The sequence below is a fragment of the Streptomyces sp. NPDC048436 genome, assembly GCF_043200355.1.
In the GTDB taxonomy this organism is placed as follows: domain Bacteria; phylum Actinomycetota; class Actinomycetes; order Streptomycetales; family Streptomycetaceae; genus Streptomyces.
Window position 1 is genome coordinate 833,143 of sequence record NZ_JBICXP010000003.1, and the last position, 18,120, is coordinate 851,262.

Here is an 18,120-nt window from a genome sequence, read left to right on the forward strand (position 1 = left end):
CGCAGCGCTGACGAGGTGCCAGATGCCAGCTCTTCGCGCGGTACGGCTCGCCCGTTTGTAAGGCTTCGATACCTGCAGGAGCCGCCGCTGTCGGGCCGGCTAGGCCAGGGCAGTCCTCGCTTCCACCGCCGCGATCAGCCAACTCAACCTCATCGTGCCGCGGTGCGCGCCGCATAGTCAGCGGAGTGGCGCATGGCCGCGTGCTGTGACCTCACGTTCGAGTTGGGTGGATACGTCGCCCCATGGCGTGGCCAGAGGGGATAACCCTGCCCAGTATGCGTAGTACGCGCGGACAGCGGCGCTGAGACCAAGCGCGGCCGTGGTGTGGGGGATGGGGGCGGCGACGCGGCGGGTGATGTTGCCCGCGCCGCGGGCGCTTGGAGTGATGCCGTGGCCCAGGAGGAGCGTCGCGGTGCGGATGGCGTCGAGCACGTCTGGCGGGGCGGCGTTGGCGAGGGGGCCGTGGATCAGGTTGCGCCAGGGAAGGCGGGAGCGCGCCCAGGTGAGACGTTCGAGGGAAGTGCCGAGGTCGACGGCGAGGTGGGTGGGGTCTTCGGTGTTCCACAGGAGCACGAGGTCGCCGAGGGGGAGGCCGGCGTGGTCGTAGCGGAGGGTGATGCCCGATACCTGGCGGCGGCTCCAGGTCCGGAGGGAGCCGTGGATCTTGAGATGGCGGGCATGGAAGCCCATGCGGGACAGGGCGGTCAGCCATTCGTCGAGGACGGTGCCGTAGGCGGTGAGTTCGGTGATGGGGTGGACGCGGGAGGTGTTGACGAAGGAGGTCGGGAAGCCGTCGTGGAGGTTACCGTGGGCGTCGCGCTTGCCGGTGAGGCGGACGACGGGCTGCGGGAGGTAGCCCTGGCGGTAGGGGGCGGGGGCGTGCTGCTTGAGGTAGGGGTCGAGGGCCTGGACGGCGGAGATGGTCAGTTCGGTCTCGCGGCCCCAGTGCAGCGGAAGGCAGTGGGCTCGGGGGACGCCGAGGTCGGCGAAGGCGCATGCGAGGGCGGTCAGGAGATCCGGCCAGCGCGCCGCGAGGCGGGGAGGCCGATAGGGGGTGCCGCGTTGCGGGTGTTCGATGATCAGGTGGTCGCCGTCGCGGGTGAACTCCCAGTGGGGCCGAGGCACTTGCGGAGGATGGCGGGGAGCTGGGAGGCGGGGCCGGTCAGCATGGCTGGGTGGCCAGCGCTTTGAAGTGGCTTCGGGGGTAGAAGCGTTGGAGGCCTATCGACTGGACGTCGGTGTGGTCGAGGGATTCGGTGCGGCGGATGGCCTCTGCCAGGGCGTGGGCGGCGCTCTCGTCGTCTTCTTCGGGGTCGGCGATGGTGATGGTGCCGGTGCGGTCGCACAGGGCAGCCTCGGCACACGTGCCTTTGCGCCAGGTGAGGCGGGGATCGGGGTGCCCGCGCGCAGCGATTCACCGAAGACGGCGGCACCGGCCTCCACGTAGGTGCGGGCGTATGTGTAGACGAAGACGGATGCGTCGCGGAACGCGGCGGTCTTCGCCGCGCCGCCGACTTCACCGACCCACTCGACGTGCTCGGCGGTGAGCAGCGCGGCGTGGTTACGAACGTAGGACTCGTCGAAGACCGGGCCGACCAGGCGGATGCGGCGGCCGAGTATCTGGGCGGCGCGCACGGCCAGGTGCGGGGCTTTGTCCTCGTCGATGCGGCCGACCCAGACCAGATCGCGGCCGGGGGCGGAGGGCGGTTCGGTCTCGTTCAGACCGAGGTGGACGGCCTGTTCGGCGATCGGGCGGTGGACGGCGTAGCGCTCGAGCATTTCCGGCGAGTAGCAGTACAGCCGGTCGCGCACACCGTCGAAGGAGTCCGCGGCATGCTGGAATCCGGGGTGGTGCTGGAAGGTGGCCACGTCGCAGTCGAGCAGCTCGCGGGTGCGATGCGAGGCGGGCAGGGTCGGGTACTCGTGGCCGACGATCAAGAGGTCGTAGCCGGTGGCGCGCAGCTCGCGGGCCGCGCGTGAGCCGGGTTCCAGATCCTCCAGGCGTACCGGTCGGCGGGTCCACTCCGGCGCAAGGTCATCGCGCCAGAGCGGTCCGAGGAGGTGCACATCGGCGCCTGCGGCCCGGGCGCCTGCGGCCCGGGCGCCTGCGGCCCGGGCGCCTGCGGCCCGGGCGCCTTCGGCGACTGCCCAGAGCCATCTTTCGATCCCGCCGTATCCGGACGGCGGGAACGCGTAATCGCCGGGGAAGTCGCAGACGCCGACTAACACCTATGCCTCCGAGGGGGTTCCGTCCGCCGCGATCCGGCGGAAGCCGAGGTACTTCACCAGTGATTCGAGCAGCAGGATCGAACCGTCTTCCTGCTGGTGCTGTTCGAGGACGGCGGCCAGGGTGCGGCCGATGGGCAGGCCGGAGCCGTTGACGGTGGCGACGGGGGTGGGCTTGCTGTTCTCGTCGCGGGTGCGGATAGCGGCGCGACGGCCCTGGAAGGTGCCGAAGTCGGAGACCGAGGAGATCTCGCGGTAGGTGTTCTGGCTGGGCAGCCAGACTTCCAGGTCGTATGTGAGCTGGGCGGAGAATCCGGTGTCGCCGCCGGCGAGGGTGATCACGCGGTAGGCGAGGTCCAACTCCTTCAGGCAGGACTCGGCGTGGCCGGTCATCTTCTCCATCTCGGCCCGCGCCGTCTCCGGAGCGCAGATGCGGACCATCTCGACCTTGGAGAACTGGTGCTGGCGGATCAGTCCGCGGGTGTCGCGGCCGTAGGATCCGGCCTCTGAGCGGAAGCACGGTGTGTGCGCGGTCAGCGCGAGTGGCAGGTCGCCCTCAAGCAACGCACCGACGACGTAGGCACGGTCAAGTACGACTTCGACCCGCTCTCCCGCGAGACGATCCGCACTCTCCAGGACGGCTCCCAGACCGTTCTGGCCTACACGGCGGCTGGCAACGTCGACACGTTCAAAGACCCGACCGGCACCATCGACTACACCTGGGACGACGCCAACCGCCTGGAGGTCCTCAAGGACCAGTCCGGACGCACCACGTCCTACGAGCACAACAACAACGACGCCCGCACCAAGACGACCTACCCCGGCGGCACCGTCCAGGCCATCGACCTTGACGCATCGGGCCGACCCGAGAACATCAAGGCCACCTCGCCCACGGGCACCCTGGTCGACCTCGCCTACAGCTACGCCAACGCGGGCAAGGACGGCGCGAAGATACGTACCTCCACCGACGCTGTCTCGGGGCTGAAGACCACCTACAGCTACGACAGCGCCGGCCGCTTCTCCTACGCCAAGGAGGAGAAGGGCGCCACGCTGAACTCCTCCTGGCAGTACTGCTACGACGCCGCGGGGAACCTCACCTCTCAGGGGGATCGACCCCGGCTGCCCGCGCGGCACGACGTACACCTACAACGACGCCTCCCAGCTCACATCGAAGAACGGCTCGACGACCGACTGGTCCTACGACAAGGCCGGTAACGAGACCGCGGGCGCATCCACTTCCGAGGGGACGCGTACGGCGGAGGAGTGGTCCGACTTCTCCCAGCTCACGTCGCTTACCGTTGGCGGAAAGACCTACCCCGCCGACTACGGTTCCACCGACTCCAGCGAGCGGCACCGTCTGGGCGACACCTACTTCCACCCCGGGCCCATCGGCCTGGCAGCAGAGACCACTGCCGGTGTCGACACGGGATTCGTCCGTGAACCCGGGGGCACTCTGAACAGCATGACCCGCAGCGGCAAGGCGTACTACTACCTCACCGACGCCCTCGGCTCCGTCGTCGCACTTACCGACGAAGCGGGTGCGAAGGTCAACACGTACTCCTACAGCCCCCGCGGCGTCACTCGGACGGCGACGGAGAAGGCTGGCGTGAGCTAGCCCTACCGCTTCGCCGGGGGCCACCAGGACCCCACCGGGCTCTACCACTTCGGCGCCCGCTACTACGACACCAACATCGGCCGCTTCAACAGCCCCGACCCCTCCGGTCAGGAGAAGAACCCCTACCTCTACGCCGAAGGCGACCCCGTCAACCGCATAGACCCTGACTGCCTGGCCTCCATCGGCATCAGTGGTGAGGTATGTGCCTTCGGCGCATGCGTCGGAGGAGGCGTGGCCATCAACGACGACGGCTCAGTGCACCCCAGTGTGTCGGTAGGTGCAGGCACACCAGGAGCCAGCGGCGGTGTCGAAGCCAGTGGCAGTGACGCTACTTCCGGTCCATCAGGCACCCTTGAATGCTCTGCCGGCGTTTATAGCGCGTCAATAAGCAACGAGGGCGATACCACGGCTGGGGTCAGCAAGGGTGGATACTCCACCAATCCCAAGTGCTCTGCGACAGTTCAGTACACCTTCTAGAGGAGGATGGCTAAGAATGCTGACCCTGTGTGCAGCTGGTCGCGGTGGTGGCCCTGACTTCCCAGTCTGGGGCCAGATTCTGTTCGTTGCCGTGGCCGTCGTTCTAGGTATCGCCATCGTGACAAAGCTGGTACGCCAACGCAATAAGTGATGTCGTTGGGTGCACTGGCTACAGCCTGTGCACCCAACACTCGTGCCACAGCAAGCAGGCGATTCGTCGCTGAACTCACCTCCTCGTCCGTTGCCGCGGGTACGTCGGCGGGCACTGCCGAGGTGCGTGACGCCTGATGCTGTCTCAAAGGCACCCGCAGGCAAAAAGCCAATCCATGACGTAAGAGGAGAACAGGTGAGGGTACTCGTTGCGATCCTCGCCATCGTCGGGGGAACCACGTTGATGGCACTGCGGAAGCATTTCGGGAACAAGGCGGTAAAACAGCAGAACTTCTTCGGACGGGCGAATGCGGCCGCTGGAGAATCCGTCGCCCGCCTAGGCCCGGTGGTCATCGGATGCTTCCTGCTGATCATTGGCGTTCTGGTAGCCACTGGACTCGTAGAAACCGGGTAGATCGGCGGGTCGGTGCGCCCTCGCAATCGAAGGGGGGGTGCCCCTATGGCTTTGGTCAAGGGGTTGGGGCGGGTTGCGGATCGTAGAAGGTTCCGTCGCGGAGCATGGCGAACAGGACGTCGGCTCGGCGGCGGGCGAGGCAGAGCAGGGCTTGGGTGTGGTGCTTGCCCTGCGCGATCTTCTTGTCGTAGTAGGTGCGCGATGCCGGGTCGCCCAGGGCGGCGAACGCGGAGAGGAAGAAAGCTCGCTTGAGCTGCTTGTTTCCTCTGCGGGAGGGCTGTTCGCCGCGGATCGACGAGCCTGAATTGCGGGTCGCGGGAGCGAGACCTGCATAGGCGGCAAGGTGGGCGGCGGTGGGGAAGCTGGTGCCGTCGCCGACCTCGATGAGGATGCGGGCTCCGGTCCTGACGCCGACTCCCGGCATGGGCGTCAGGACCTTCGAAAGAGGGTGGGGTTCCAGGAGTTCCTCGATGCGGGTAGCCAGGAGTGTGCGCTGGTCGAGGACGGCTTTGAGGGAGCGGGCCAGGCTGGGGACGATCAGTGAGGCCGCGTCAGTGCCGGGAACGACGACGGTCTGATCGTCGAGCGCGGCGAAGACGTCGGTGACAAGTCGCTCGGCCATCCTGGGAGCCTTGGGCCGGATCAGGGTGACCAGTCGCCGCCTGCCGGCCTTCCTCAACTGGCCTGGTGAGCCGTGCTGTTCGAGCATCAGCAGCACGGCCGGGTGCTGGATGCGCGGGCCAAGGACACGTTCCAGTGAGGGGTGGATCTGGGCGAGGAGGCCGTGGAGCCGGTTGGCGATGCGGGTGGCCTCGCCGGTCAGGTCGTCGTCGAAGCCGACGATCATCTCCAGCTCGGCGATGGTCTCGTCTTCGAGGTCGATGGAGCGCAGGGTGTGGGGCATCGACCGGGCGGCGTCCGCGATGATGAACGCGTCCCTCGCGTCGGTTTTGGCCTCGCCGGGGTAGAGGTCGGCGATCCGCCGCATCGTTAATCCGGGCAGGTAGGCGAGCTGGCAGCCCACGTCGCGGGCGACGGCCAGCGGCAGGGCGCCAATGGACGCGGGCTGGTCCACGACCACCAGCATGGCGCCGTACTTGGCCGTCAGCTTGTCGAAGAGCTCGCGGAGTTTGGGTTCGGTGTTGGGCAGCCGCTTGTCGAAGACCTTCTTCCCGGCCGGTGACAGAGCGGTGGCGTGGTGTTCGCCCTTGCCGACGTCCAGGCCGAGGTAGATGTCGATGTCGCTGGTGTCGATCACGTGCGTCCTCCGGTTGTGCTCATCCGGCCTCAAAGCCACGGCACCGATCGCCACATCCACATTACGAAGAGCCTCCCGACCTGCGAAGAAGCCGGTGGTCATGCCCCTAATCAGCGGTCAGTCAGTGCCTCCGGGACCGGTGACACCACCCCCCCCGAATCATGGTCAACAGGAGGGGGAAGTCATGCCGGCCCCAGAGGCCGGAAGCTCCGTTGCGGAGCCAACGAAAACGGTAATGGGGGGCTGGAGCTGACCCTGGTGCCGCGCAAGCCGGGGGTGCCCCAGATGACTGAGGGGTGCTTGGCCGGACGGTTTCCCGATAACTGGGACGCGCTGACGACGCACGTCCTGCCCCGGCTCGACGCCCGCGGAACCCTGCTCACGCCGCAGGGCGCCCGGGTGGAGGTCGAGGGGCAGGCGTGGTTCGAACACGCCTGGGGCGGATCGTGGAACCGAGCCACGCGCGAGCCGGGTGTCGGGGATCGTGCCTGGCAGTGGGCCGGCGTGCAGCTCGACAACGGCTGGGAGATCAGCGCGGCGCATTACTACATCGCGCTGCCCGATTCTGGGGACCGTCGTGGTGAGGAGATGACGGCCACGGTCGTTGCTGCGGACGGGAGCGTCGGTCACCACGCCATGTCCTGGCAGCCCACCCGGCTGTGGACGTCCGCGGCCACGCTCAACACCTATCCCACGGCGGTGCGCCTGACCGTCGCTGATCTCGGGTTGGACCTGGAGGTTGCTGGGCCCGCCACCAGTCACGAGATCCGTACCCTCGCCGCTGGCCGCAGTGTGTGGGAGGGCCCCGCCACGGTGACCGGCACCGTGGGTGCCACCGCGGTGACGGGGGTGGCGTTCCTTGAAACCCTGCCGGTCAATACCGTCGACGACTTCGAGCACTACACGCGTCGCGCCTACGCCATCGCCCGCGAGGAGGCGAGCGCCGTGTATCCCGCCGACCCCGGTGACGACGTCGCGGCCCTCGCTGGCGTGGAGGACGGGCCGCATCTGGACCCGTCCACGCACGAGCGGCTGGACAAGGCCCTCGCCGACCCCGTGCGCCACCTCCTCGATGTCCCGGGTCGCACCTGGCGCCCCTACGCCAGTCTCGCCGTGCTGGACCTGTTCGGGGTGGATCCCGAGCCTTACCGGCCTCTGGCCGCAGCCACCGAACTCCTGCACACCGCATCCGCGATCATCGACGACATCCAGGACGAATCGCCGCTTCGCCGGGGCCGGCAGACATCCCACGTGCGGTTCGGCACGGCCGCGACGATCACCGCGGGCACGTCCTGCTACTTCGCCTTCGAGCCACTCCTCCAGCGCATCCCGCAACACGACGCCGCCACCATGCTGCGCGTCTACCGGCTCTACCTGCGGGCCCTGCGCATCGCCCACGCCGGACAGGCCCTGGACATCGCCGGACACCGTGAAGCCTTCGACCACGCCGTCGACACCGGCGACAACCAGGCCCTGCTGGAGCGCATCCACACCGCGCACCGGCTCAAGACCGGCATGCCGGTAGGCTGCTTCACCGAGGCGTCCGCCGTGCTCGCCGACGCCGACGAGGGACAGATTGCCGCGATCGGTCACTACTTCGAGGCCGTCGGCACCGTTTACCAGATCAGTGACGATGTCGCCGACCTGGACGGAGTGACCACCGCCGAGGACCGCCTGCGGGGCCTGACCACGAAACTCCCCGCCGAGGACCTGCGCAGCGGCAAGGTCAGCTACCCCGCCGCCCACGCCCTCGCTCTGCTCGACGCGGCCGACCGCCGCAGCCTGCGCGCGGCACTGCACACGCACAGCCCGTCTGGGGCCGACAACGCCGTCGCCCTCATCCACGGCTGCGGCAGCCCCAAGACCATCCTCGCCGCATCCCGCGACATGATCGAGCAGGCATGGGCGCCCCTCGCCCCCCTGCTTCCGCCAAGCCAGCAAAAGGCCACGATTCGCGCCCTGGGCTGGTACGCCGCCCAACGCATCCCCGACCAGGCAGCGCCCATGCCCCAGCCCTGCACGGGGTGAGAACCCGGCCCCGTGCCACGGCGAGGCGGCCCGCAAACCACCCGGCCAAGACCGCCCGGTGCGGGAAGCGCCCGCTGGCGGAGTCCGCTCTGTCGGATCGGCGTGGTGATCCTCATCCCGAGGGAGTTGTGGTGTCCCTCAGCGTCAAATGCGGTGCTGGCGAATCTGATCCTCACCCTTCTAAGCTTGCAGACCCTCTGCGCCCGCGGTCTGCCGACGCTGGTAGCCCGCGAGAACGTCGGCGAGAGGCCGGGGCCGGAGCGCCAAGGGGGACCTGCCACAGCTGCGGTTCGTCGTCTCTACTGCCGCCCTTGGTACGGATGCACTGGTACGTCCAGGCAAACTGCGGTCCGTGGGTACAGGCGGTCAGACGCTCGGTGAGCCACGGTCGCCGCAAGCGATCACATCCCGACCGAGCGGCCCACACCAGGTTCCGGTTGCGCCTGACCGCGAACCCGCCGCGACAGCTGGGCGCCATTCGCGTCGGCACTCCAGCGGCCGGCCGATCGCGTGGCTCCGCCGACGCCGCCAGCGGTGAAAACGACGGGCAGGCGCTTGCGACATCCGGTCAGGCGTACCCGCTCCGGCGATGCGTGCGTGCATCCATCCGCGCCGCACGGTGATCTTGTGTGCGCTGCGATGCGCCGGGGAGAGAAAGGATCTCCTTGCCGCGTCGACACCGCGCACTGTCACCGGCTTTGAGGGCTGGGGCTGGGGCCGGATCGCTGACCTCGATCGGTCTACTGGGCAGACCTTGGGGTCACCTGCATGCGCAGTCCGTTCGGGGCCAGTGTGATCGCCATGGACGGGCGGATGCGGCAGCCGGGAACCAGGGTCAGACGCCAGCGGGCTGTGATGGTGGCCAGGGCGATGGTGGCATGAGTCATGGCGAAGTCTTCGGCGATGCACTTGCGGGCGCCTCCTCCGAAGGGGAGGAAGGCGTGGCGCGGTGGCTGTGGACGCCGTTCGTGGTCCCAGCGGTCGGGATCGAAGCGGTCGGGATGCTCGTACAGGTCGCTCCGGCGGTGAATGACGTAGGGGCTGTATCCGATGGTCATGCCGGTGGGAACGTGATGGCTGCCCAACCGCGTATCGGCGGTGGCGGTGCGGGGCACCAGCCAGGCCGGCGGGTACAGGTGTAGCGCTTCCTTGATCACCTGAGCGGTCAGCGGTAGGCAGGGCAGGTGATCAATATCTGCCCCGGCGCCCGCAAGAACAGCATCCACCTCGGCGTGTACTCGGTCTTCGACATCTCGATGCTGCGCCAACAACAGGAGCGCCCAGGCCAGCGTGGTGGCAGTGGTGTCCGTTCCGGCCAAGTAGAAAGCTGTGAGCTGGTCGATAATTTCTCGGTGGGTGAAGCTCTGGTCTTCGGTTTCTGTCGCTGCCGAGGGCCGGACGGCCAAAAGGGCGGAGAGTGGATCTCCGGGGTCGGCACCGCCGCCGCAACGGTCGCGGAGCATCCCCCCGGTGACTTCCCGCAGGCGGATGCCTGCTTGGCGGAAGCGGCGACCGCCAACCAGCGGCAGCCGAGCCAGCGCAGGCGGCAGGACGGTCAAAGGGCCACTGAGCTTGGCGAGGGTGAGAGTGTCCTTGGTGGTTTGGCGCAGCATCCCAGGTGGCGGGGTACCTGAGAACATCGCGCGCACCAAAGTGCGCGTCGTCAGTAGCGTCATCTCGTTTAGGGCATCGAACTCCTGCCCGTCGCGCCAGGCCCCAGTGGCGGCCGCGGTCTCGCTGGTCATCACCTTGGCGTAGCCAGGCAGCCTGCTCGGGTGGAAGACCGGCTGGACCAGACGCCGAGTCCGGCGGTGCCCGCTGTGGGGACAGATGAGGAGGCCGTCACCCATCACCTCACGGCCTTTGCCGTACAACTCGGTTTTGTCGAAGGTGCGGTCGCTGACGAGTACTTGGCGCGTCAGTTCCGGTTCACGGACCAGGAGCGCTGGTTCTCTGCCCATCAGCAGCCGGACCACGTCGTGGTCTGGCAGGGAGTCCAGAAACCCCAGCGGGTCACGGAGTAGAGCCGGTACATGGCCGAGCACCGGCAGAGCACCGGGGGCCTTGGGGATGGTCTGCGTCGTCATGTTCGCGAACCCTCCAACGGCGCGCTGCCGGCCGTTCGTCCAGAGCGCCGCGGATTCGAGTAGTGAACGTGCTCCTGAACCGTCACAGCAGGGTGCAGCACGCTGTTCTGTGGGCAGTAGTAGACCATCCGTCCGCGGTATAGAACCGTTCCACTGTCGGCTGCCGCCTCCACGATGCGCAGCAGCGTCGTGCTCTTGTCGGCACCGTTCGCCCCGATGGTGCCGAGCAGTACCGGGCACCGGCCATAAGCCTGACGCACGTCACCCAGACGTACAACGGCACCCGTAGGCAGCGAAGTTGAGAAGTTCATCGTCGTCCTAACGACGAGGTGGCGTAATGGTGTCGGGCACGAACCCACGGCACTGGCACGGGCGCGAGACCCGATTCTGCCTCCACTGAAAGTCGCGGTCACCTGGGCAACTTCGCGGTTCGCTCGGGGTGCGCGGCGGAGACGTAACGCATCGCGGTCTGCTCGGTGATGCGCCTGCTGCCAGCAGGCGAAGTAGTGGTAGGTCCTGGGCCAGGGCGGGAAGTCGTGCGGCAGGTAGCGCCAGGGAACGCCGGTGCGGTCCACATACAGGACCGCGTTCATCAGCAAGTGCAGGTCGTGTTCGGGCGGGCGGCCGATGTCCAGGCCGCGGCCGCGGCGTTCGGCACGCCAGGCCGAGAGCACCGGCTCGATCAGCGCCCAGCGCTCGTCGGGCAGGTCGCTCGGATAGCCGCTGTCGGCAGACATGTTTCAGATGTACCGCGCGGCGGTCGGCCCGACCAGAGGTCAAAGGCCTGCGCCGGGCCACGGGTTGGGATCAGACAGGAGGCATTGGGATCAAACAGCCCTCTGGCGTCTCAAGGCGAACTGAGGGCCCGACTTTCACTTCAGTGCCAGTAGAACGGCCTCCGCAAAGCATCACGTAGCGCCATCAGACAGGGCGAAACGCTCAGTAAGAGCCCGCTACAAGCCGACCACCGTCGCCGCGATCGGGAAACTCCTCAGCCTCATCCTGTCCACGGCCGTCCTCGAACGTCTCATCCCAGTCAACCCTGTGCGCATCCCGCGCCAGCGCGGCCGTACCCGTAACGAGGAAGCCGCCTGGTGCGACGAGTACGACGTCCTCGACATCGCCCGCCGCATCACCCGCCTCGGCAGCGCCAACCTCGGCCTCCTGATTGTCACCGCCGCCTACACGGGCATGCGTTGGGGTGAACTCACCGGCCTGCGCCGCGACGCCGTCGACCTCGACACCGGAACGTTCAGCGTCCACCCCGACCACGGCGCCCTCCACGAGATCAACGGCCACCACTCCTACGGCCCTCCCAAAACCGCAGCCTCCGTACGCACGGTGACCCTGCCGCCCTTCCTCACCACACTCCTCACCCAGGACCTCGCCGCCCACCGCCGCGAACACGTCTTCACCACCGTCACCGGCAAACTCCTGCGCCGCTCCACCACACAACGCCGGTACTGGGCCCCGGCCGTCTCGGGCTGCACCCTCCCGGACGACACCCTCTGGAAGCCGATCAAGCCGGGCCTCACCTTCCACGGCCTGCGCCACTCCCACAAGACCTGGCTGATCGAGGACAACATCCCCGATGTGGCCCAGGCCCGCCGTCTCGGCCACGCCATGAACAACGACATCTACTCCCACGTCGCCCACAAGATCAACACCCGGATCCTCAGAGTGCTAGAAGACCGCTGGCAACGCTCGCTCAAGCCTGGCCGTACGAAGACTCGCAAGCTGTAGGAGGCGCGCTTTGGCCATCCGGGGAACATGAGCAGAGCTGTGACCGCATCTGCTCCCCGCGTTGTTGAGGCCCGGAACATGCTGTGGCTCCGGGCGGCCAGGAACTGCACTACGAGGGCGTCGGCTCATGAAGGTGAGGCCGCTCAACGAGGGAGAGAGGAGGCCCAGGCTCGTTTGAAGCGGCCCGGAGCGTCCTCTCCACCTTGGTGATCTCGTGGGATACAGAAGAAGCTGGCAGATTCTTCGTCTGCTGGTGGTACAGCGCTCGTAGTGGTGCTGACCTGCTGCAACGGTGGTTGTTGCTGCCCGCCGGAGAGCGTTGGTCCGTACATGGTCCGGATCTTGCAGTGAGCTATCCGGATGCCTGGGGTGGGCCCGTCGTGTCGTTCAGGAGGACCGTGACAGACTCTGGCGTCGAGGAAGGGCAGGCCAGTGGCCCTCAGTGGGCTTGGTGACGATCAGCCGCCATACCCGCGAGCCGTATGACCTGCCAGGCCATACGGGCAACGCGGGGTGCCTTATACGGGTCCTTCACGACGTGGCCGTTGGCAGTGGAACCACATGGCACAGGTAGGCACCACGGTGCTGACAACGGCGTGCACCAGGGCGAGATCCCCATGACCGTCGGCCTCTTCCACAACTCGGGGGAGACCGGACCGGGATATCCGATCTACGGCGGGAGCACGAACCGTGCCGTCGAGTACGACTCGGTCACTGAGGTCTTCGCCGGACTCCTGGTGGAGGAACTCTTTCCTGTCATCAGGACGGAGGTCCGGCTGACGGATGGCCCGAAGGGCCGCGTCATCTGCGGCCTCAGTTCCGGTGGCGCCGGTGCCTTCACCGCCACGTTCCATCGCCCCGACGAGTTCTGGAACGTGACCTCGCATTGGGGCCGGGAGGCGCGACTGGTCATCGGCCCGTGGACGCACATGGACGTTGGCAACCGGATCGGCGCGCAGGATTTTGGGATCATGTCGATGCGGGACGCGGGGGTACCTCCGAATGGGAGTTGGAGCGATGACGTGCTGGCATTCCTCCGGCGCCACACTTCGGATGACGCGCCTGCAAGCACCTCGGCGCCGGTACGAATACTCGTGATGGGACGCAACGAATGGCGCGACGGGGAAACCTTGCCTCTGCAGCGCTCCCGTGTCGAACGCTGGCATCTGCATGCCGATGGCTGCCTCAGCACGACGCTGCCGACCATCGATGGAAGGCCGAGCGAGATCGACTACGACCCCGCCGACCCGGTCTCCACGTGTGGTGGGCCACTCGGCCTCGGCCCCGGACCGGGCCCCTTGACCAGGCGCTCGTTGAGTCCCGATCTGACGTGCTCGTCTTCACAACCGATGTGATCGAGGAGGACCTCGAGGTCACAGGGCGGATCTGTGTACGCCTGCATGTCCAGAGCTCGGCGCCGTCGACCGACTGGGTCGCGCGCCTCTGTGACGTGGACGCCACCGGTCGATCGCTGAACCTGAGCGACGGCATCCTCCGTATGGATAGCGGCGCCGACGAGGCTCAGGAGACAGCGATCGATTTGTGGTCGACGAGCAACGTGTTCCTGACCGGACACAAGCTCAGGGTGCAGGTTACGAACAGTCGCTTCCCTCGCTGGGACCGCAACCTGAACACGGGCGACCAGCGCGGAACGGAGTTCGTCACCGCGCACCAGCGACTCTTTCACGATGCCCGCAGTCCTTGGTACTTCGAGCTGACCGTCGTTCCGGAATAGGAGGTGACGTACCTCTTCGGCGACGGAGGGTCGAGTACGCGGCGCAGTAGAGTGGCGCTGGAATCTGCAGTTGTTCGGATGGTTGAGGGGATCGAATGACCAGCGCCGCCGTGAGAAGTGTGTTGACGGGTATGCGGGTGCTGGAGCGGCTTGCGGAGCCAGGGCTGGTGGGTGTGTCAGAGCTGGCCAGAGACTTGCAGCTCCCGAAATCGTCTGTGCAGCGGATGCTCCGCACGCTCCAGGAGGGCGGCTGGGTCACGGAGGTTCACGATCAGGCGACGCGCTGGACACTGACACCCAAGATGTTCCAGCTGGGGCAGCGGCACCAGGCAGGCAACGATCTTTGCACGATCGCCCTGCCGGTGATGGAGCAGCTTCGTGAGGAGACTCGCGAGACCGTCCATCTCGCTGCAATCAAGGGGGATTCGGTCATTGTTCTCGAGTCCCTCGAGAGCCCCCAGGGGGTACGCGCCCACGTCTCCCCTGGCATGACGCTCCCAGCGTTGGCCTCCGCCAACGGGCATGCCCTGCTATCGACATGGTCGGACGACGAGATCGGCGAACTCACATCTCGGGGACTGACCGCATATACGTCTTTTACCCTGACTGATGCTGATGCCCTTGCGTCTGCCATCCACGAGGTCCGTCGGCGCGGCTACGCCGTGAACGATCAGCAGTGGCGAGAAGACGTCCACGCCGTCGCAGCGCCCATCGTGATCGCCGGGGTAGGGATCGCCGGCATTGGCATCTCGACGCCGATTCATCGAATGTCTGCTGCGTTGCAGGCGAAGTTCGGGGGCATGGTGGTGGAGGCTGCCAGCGCCATCGCCCACCGCTTGGGAGAAGCGCCCTGAGCTTGACTCTGTCGGGGATCTTGGAGTTTGCCGGTGCGCCTGCATGATCAGCGGGCATGCTCGGGGATGCTGTCCCAGACCGATGCAGTTGTCGAGGTGTCCGTTGTCGCTCCGTCCAGGCGTCCGCCGCAGGGGCGGGCGGCGTTCTCCAACGCCTGGGTGATCAGCTCGGTCCGCATGTGATCAGCGATCGCCCACCCGGTCAGACGGCACGAGCAGAGATCCAACACCGTTGCGAGGTGGAGGAATTGGCCGCCCCTGATCGGCAAGTATGCGATGTCGCCCACGTACTTGGTGTTCGGCGCCTCGGCGGTGAAGTCGCGCTGGATCAGGTCGGGCACAGCGGCTGCGTCCGGGTCCGGGACCGTCGTCTGCACCTTCACCTTCTTGCGCAGGTGTACGCCGACGTTGCCGGCCTCGCGCACGATGCGATCGACGCGCTTGTGGTTGACCTCCCAGCCATGGGCCTGTAGCTCGGCGGAGAGCCGTAGGAGCCGTCCCACTCGTCGTGGATCCGCCGGGCCTCCCATCCCGGGTCAGCTCGGCGTCGGCGAGCCGGCGCGAGCGCCGCGCCGCCTCGGTGGTCTTCTCGTAGCAGTGAGTGCGGGGATGAGGTTGATGATCGACTGGGACTGTACGTGCCCCGGGTGCGGGCGGCCGACGACGAGCGGCATGAACTCGCCGGCATTGCGGTCAAGTTGGAGTTCTCGACGAAGCCGGATCAGGCCGTGGCCAGGGTGCGCGGCGCCTTTGACTCCGGTATCGGAGCCGATTGGTTCGCCGGTGACGAGGTCTACGGCAGTCGGGCACTGCGGCACAGCATGCGCACGATGGGACTGGGCTATGCGGTCGCGGTCAAGCAGAACCAGGAGGTCGCTCGGGCCTGCACATCGAGGTCCGCAAGGTGATCAACAAGCTCACCCCGCAGAACTGGATGCGCATGGCTACCGGCCAGGGTTAGAAGGGCACCCGCGAGTACGACTGGTCGATGATCGACATCCGTGCGGACGACACCCCCGACGAACATGAGGCCGGGACGTCCACACTGATCGTCCGCAGGCACCGCTACACCCCGAGAGGCATCCTTCTACCTCGACCAACATCACACCACACTCGCGAAGTTGGTCGAGGTGATCTGTTGCCGCTGGGAAGTGGAGGAGACCTTCCAGCTGGGTAAGTCCTTCGTCGGCCTCGAACAGGGCCAGGTGACCTGCAGGAACTCCTAGCACCGCTGGTCTCATGCCCCGAACTGCTGAAGCTGCTCCGGGTGTTCGCCCTGCTATCGCCGGCCCGGGGCGGTGACCACGTGGTGTTCTGGTCCGCCTGTCGACTCCGCCACCAGGCCTGCCACCGACAACGCCACCACCTCGACGACCACGTCGCTGAACAGGAGGGACACAGTGGAACCGCTATCTACGGCTGCCGTATCAGTTCAGTCAGAGGCCTGATGCGCTCGCGAGGCATTTCCCACCGCGGACTTCTCGAAAGACGGGGCTGTCGTCCTGCCCCTCCACGCTGCAATCAAAAGCATCATTCCGCCCAGAGCGAAGAGCATTGATACGCCAGAAGTGCTGGATGTCCCGGAGGCGCTGACGAGACCGAGCGCTAGCACCGGCCCTAGGCCGGCCGCTACGGCAGCACTGGTTTCTTTGGCCACCCCGAGACCAGTGACGCGCGTATTAGTCGCGAACTGACTAGCCATGAACGGGCTCGCCGCTACGGAAAGCAATGGAGCAAGAAAGCCCGTGCCCAGGATCAATGCGATCCAGATCCAAATAGCGGTTCTTGTGTCGAGTAGCCAGAAAAAAGGAAATGAATAGAGGATCACCAAGAGGCCGCCAGTTACAAGGACCCGTCGGACTGGAACTGCATCGCAGAGCCTGCCGCATATTGGAGTCCAAACGATCGCAAAAAGGCTGGCCAATGTCACGCCAAAGCTGCTAACAGCTCCACTGATGTCTTGAAATTCAGACAGATAAGAGAGCGAGAAGGTCTTCCACAGTGTCGCCACGAGCGCGTAACCGCTGTACGTCACGAACACTATGACTAGGCCTTTCCAGTCAGATCTGAACAGGTCTGCCAGGACTTGGAGCCATGTACGCCGCGTTTCCTCTACCGGTAGTTCCGTAAACTCGGGACTCTCCGGAAGCCTCATGCGAATGACGTACCCAACCAGGGCCAGAACGAAGCTGGCAACGAACGGGATGCGCCAGCCCCAGGAGTAGAAGAAATCATCTCCCATCAAATTCAGACCAGCGACCGTCAGTGAAGCAATGAACACTCCCAGGTTGATGCCCAATGTTGGCAGTGAACCGAGTCGCCCTCGGGTGTCGGCGGTAGCGTACTCGTAGGAAATTGCTAGCGCGGAACTGAATTCTGCACCCGCGCCGATTCCTTGAATTATACGCAGCGCTACGAGCAAGATCGGAGCTGCCACACCAATGGATGCATAAGATGGAATCAGTCCCATCAGCCCCGTCGAAGCACCCATCAAAATGAGGCTCCAAGACAGCACCGTCTTGCGGCCGAACTTGTCCCCAATGATTCCAAATATTAGCCCCGCGAAAGGACGCGCAAGGAATCCGACACCGAAAGACGCCAATGCAGCCATAGAGCTGGCTGCGGAATTGTCTGAGGGGAAGAACGTGGGGCCGATGACGAGCACCGCCATAGCCGAGTAAAGGAAGAAGTCGAAGTATTCAAGAGCGGTGCCTACGACAATGGCCGCAGCAGCACGCCTGTTGGATGTCTCGGGCGTTGGCGACGCGGGTTTGGCAACTGGGGTCTCCATTGACTCCGCCTTTCGGTGGTCAGTGCGACGATCCGTGTCTCAGTTCAAAGCGTGCCACCTACTGGCACGACGTCTCGCGCTGTAGAACACTCATGTTGTGGTCGCACCTGCTCGGCGTCAAGGGGTGCGTAGGAAGGGTCTGTACGGTCTCCGGGTCTTCCAGGATTTTCGTACGCGTTGATCGTTCCTAATAGTTCAGCTGAGCAGGATGCGCTGGCACAGAGGCCGGTGTCCGGCGCGGCCGGGCGTCTGACGCCGGATCAGTTTGATCTTGTTGTTGACGCCGTCGGTGCGTCTGTTGTGCTGCGGCAGGGTGAGCGCGGCATCGACGGCGGCGCGATCGCGTGCCAGGCCGGTGGCGAAGGCGTGCAGGAAGGGCAGGTCGGTGTCGCGGGTGCGGGTGATCCACCCGTTGAGGGCGGCGGCGTTGCCCGGGGCCGGGCTGAGCGGAGCGGCGAAGCTGCTGATCTGGGCGGCCAGGGGGAGTTGGTCCTCGCGCAGCCGGTCGGGGCGGCGGGTGAGCATGTGGCTGCCGGGGTAGCCCATCTCCCGGGTCTCCCGCAGAAGGCTGGTAACGGGGACGGCCGGGTCATCGGGCCGGCGCCGGCGCAGGTGATCGCGGTAGGGGCCGACCAGGGTGGGCCGGTACTGCGAGGCCTTGACCATCTGTTCGGGCTTGTCGTGGCGGGCGTAGTGCGCGAGGTTGAGGCGGCGGGCACATTCCAAGAGGCCGCCCCCGGC

At 66.3% G+C, this 18,120-nt stretch carries 12 protein-coding genes and 4 pseudogenes; 7 read left to right on the forward strand and 9 right to left on the reverse strand.

Annotated elements, in window-relative coordinates; all coding sequences use genetic code 11:
* Window positions 1-177: 177 nt before the first annotated feature.
* From ACGFX9_RS14630 to ACGFX9_RS14640, 3 genes and pseudogenes are all read right to left on the reverse strand, one after another.
* On the reverse strand, window positions 178-1,125 hold the full coding sequence (locus tag ACGFX9_RS14630; protein WP_393470282.1) for a hypothetical protein: 948 nt from the start codon (window positions 1,123-1,125) through the stop codon (window positions 178-180).
* 96 nt (window positions 1,126-1,221) lie between these two features.
* Window positions 1,222-2,229 (reverse strand): glycosyltransferase, encoded by a 1,008-nt coding sequence (locus ACGFX9_RS14635; RefSeq protein ID WP_393470285.1) that lies wholly within the window; start codon window positions 2,227-2,229, stop codon window positions 1,222-1,224.
* Window positions 2,230-2,778: pseudogene (locus tag ACGFX9_RS14640) on the reverse strand (aminoacyl--tRNA ligase-related protein); the annotation flags it as partial.
* Window positions 2,779-2,781: 3 nt separating this feature from the next.
* Between ACGFX9_RS14640 and ACGFX9_RS14645 the strand changes: the two are divergent.
* Window positions 2,782-4,318: pseudogene (locus ACGFX9_RS14645) on the forward strand (RHS repeat-associated core domain-containing protein); the annotation flags it as partial.
* A gap of 620 nt (window positions 4,319-4,938) precedes the next feature.
* Here ACGFX9_RS14645 and ACGFX9_RS14650 read toward each other — a convergent pair.
* Window positions 4,939-6,141: an IS110 family transposase gene (locus ACGFX9_RS14650; RefSeq protein ID WP_393470288.1), complete on the reverse strand. Its 1,203-nt coding sequence runs from the start codon at window positions 6,139-6,141 to the stop codon at window positions 4,939-4,941.
* 15 nt (window positions 6,142-6,156) lie between these two features.
* Here ACGFX9_RS14650 and ACGFX9_RS14655 point away from each other — a divergent pair, with 15 nt between their 5' ends.
* Window positions 6,157-8,169 (forward strand): polyprenyl synthetase family protein, encoded by a 2,013-nt coding sequence (locus ACGFX9_RS14655; RefSeq protein ID WP_393470543.1) that lies wholly within the window; start codon window positions 6,157-6,159, stop codon window positions 8,167-8,169.
* Window positions 8,170-8,909: 740 nt separating this feature from the next.
* On the opposite strand, the gene ACGFX9_RS14660 is transcribed toward ACGFX9_RS14655, so the two are convergent.
* Together ACGFX9_RS14660 and ACGFX9_RS14665 are read right to left on the reverse strand one after the other, a co-directional pair.
* Window positions 8,910-10,256, reverse strand: a complete 1,347-nt coding sequence (locus ACGFX9_RS14660) for a cytochrome P450 (protein ID WP_393470291.1) — start codon at window positions 10,254-10,256, stop codon at window positions 8,910-8,912.
* 487 nt (window positions 10,257-10,743) lie between these two features.
* Window positions 10,744-10,993: pseudogene (locus ACGFX9_RS14665) on the reverse strand (transposase); the annotation flags it as partial.
* Between the two features lie 307 nt (window positions 10,994-11,300).
* Between ACGFX9_RS14665 and ACGFX9_RS14670 the strand changes: the two are divergent.
* The 4 genes from ACGFX9_RS14670 to ACGFX9_RS14685 all read left to right on the forward strand — a co-directional run bounded on the left by ACGFX9_RS14670 (window position 11,301) and on the right by ACGFX9_RS14685 (window position 14,588).
* Window positions 11,301-11,999 carry a site-specific integrase gene (locus ACGFX9_RS14670; RefSeq protein WP_393470294.1) on the forward strand — a complete coding sequence of 233 codons (699 nt, stop codon included), beginning with the start codon at window positions 11,301-11,303 and terminating at the stop codon, window positions 11,997-11,999.
* 617 nt (window positions 12,000-12,616) lie between these two features.
* The gene (locus ACGFX9_RS14675) at window positions 12,617-13,354 is read left to right on the forward strand and encodes an alpha/beta hydrolase-fold protein (protein ID WP_393470297.1); all 738 of its coding nucleotides are present in this window, start codon (window positions 12,617-12,619) and stop codon (window positions 13,352-13,354) included.
* Window positions 13,330-13,734, forward strand: a complete 405-nt coding sequence (locus ACGFX9_RS14680; RefSeq protein WP_393470300.1) for a CocE/NonD family hydrolase — start codon at window positions 13,330-13,332, stop codon at window positions 13,732-13,734. Before ACGFX9_RS14675 ends, ACGFX9_RS14680 begins: the two co-directional genes overlap by 25 nt.
* Before the next feature lie 95 nt (window positions 13,735-13,829).
* Window positions 13,830-14,588 (forward strand): IclR family transcriptional regulator, encoded by a 759-nt coding sequence (locus tag ACGFX9_RS14685; RefSeq protein ID WP_393470303.1) that lies wholly within the window; start codon window positions 13,830-13,832, stop codon window positions 14,586-14,588.
* Between the two features lie 122 nt (window positions 14,589-14,710).
* Here the strand turns inward: ACGFX9_RS14685 and ACGFX9_RS14690 are convergent.
* Window positions 14,711-15,176, reverse strand: a pseudogene (locus ACGFX9_RS14690) (DDE-type integrase/transposase/recombinase); the annotation flags it as partial.
* Window positions 15,177-15,235: 59 nt separating this feature from the next.
* Between ACGFX9_RS14690 and ACGFX9_RS14695 the strand changes: the two are divergent.
* On the forward strand, window positions 15,236-15,496 hold the full coding sequence (locus ACGFX9_RS14695) for a hypothetical protein (protein WP_393470306.1): 261 nt from the start codon (window positions 15,236-15,238) through the stop codon (window positions 15,494-15,496).
* Window positions 15,497-16,020: 524 nt separating this feature from the next.
* Here the strand turns inward: ACGFX9_RS14695 and ACGFX9_RS14700 are convergent.
* Window positions 16,021-17,379: an MFS transporter gene (locus tag ACGFX9_RS14700; RefSeq protein ID WP_393470309.1), complete on the reverse strand. Its 1,359-nt coding sequence runs from the start codon at window positions 17,377-17,379 to the stop codon at window positions 16,021-16,023.
* 195 nt (window positions 17,380-17,574) lie between these two features.
* Window positions 17,575-18,105 (reverse strand): hypothetical protein, encoded by a 531-nt coding sequence (locus ACGFX9_RS14705; RefSeq protein WP_393470312.1) that lies wholly within the window; start codon window positions 18,103-18,105, stop codon window positions 17,575-17,577.
* Between the last annotated feature and the right edge of the window lie 15 nt (window positions 18,106-18,120).

Coding starts and splice junctions, on each gene's coding strand:
- ACGFX9_RS14660 (WP_393470291.1), bottom strand. CDS start 10,256: ATGACGACGCAGACCATCCCCAAGGCCCCCGGTGCTCTGCCGGTGCTC.
- ACGFX9_RS14675 (WP_393470297.1), top strand. CDS start 12,617: ATGACCGTCGGCCTCTTCCACAACTCGGGGGAGACCGGACCGGGATAT.
- ACGFX9_RS14700 (WP_393470309.1), bottom strand. CDS start 17,379: ATGGAGACCCCAGTTGCCAAACCCGCGTCGCCAACGCCCGAGACATCC.
- ACGFX9_RS14685 (WP_393470303.1), top strand. CDS start 13,830: ATGACCAGCGCCGCCGTGAGAAGTGTGTTGACGGGTATGCGGGTGCTG.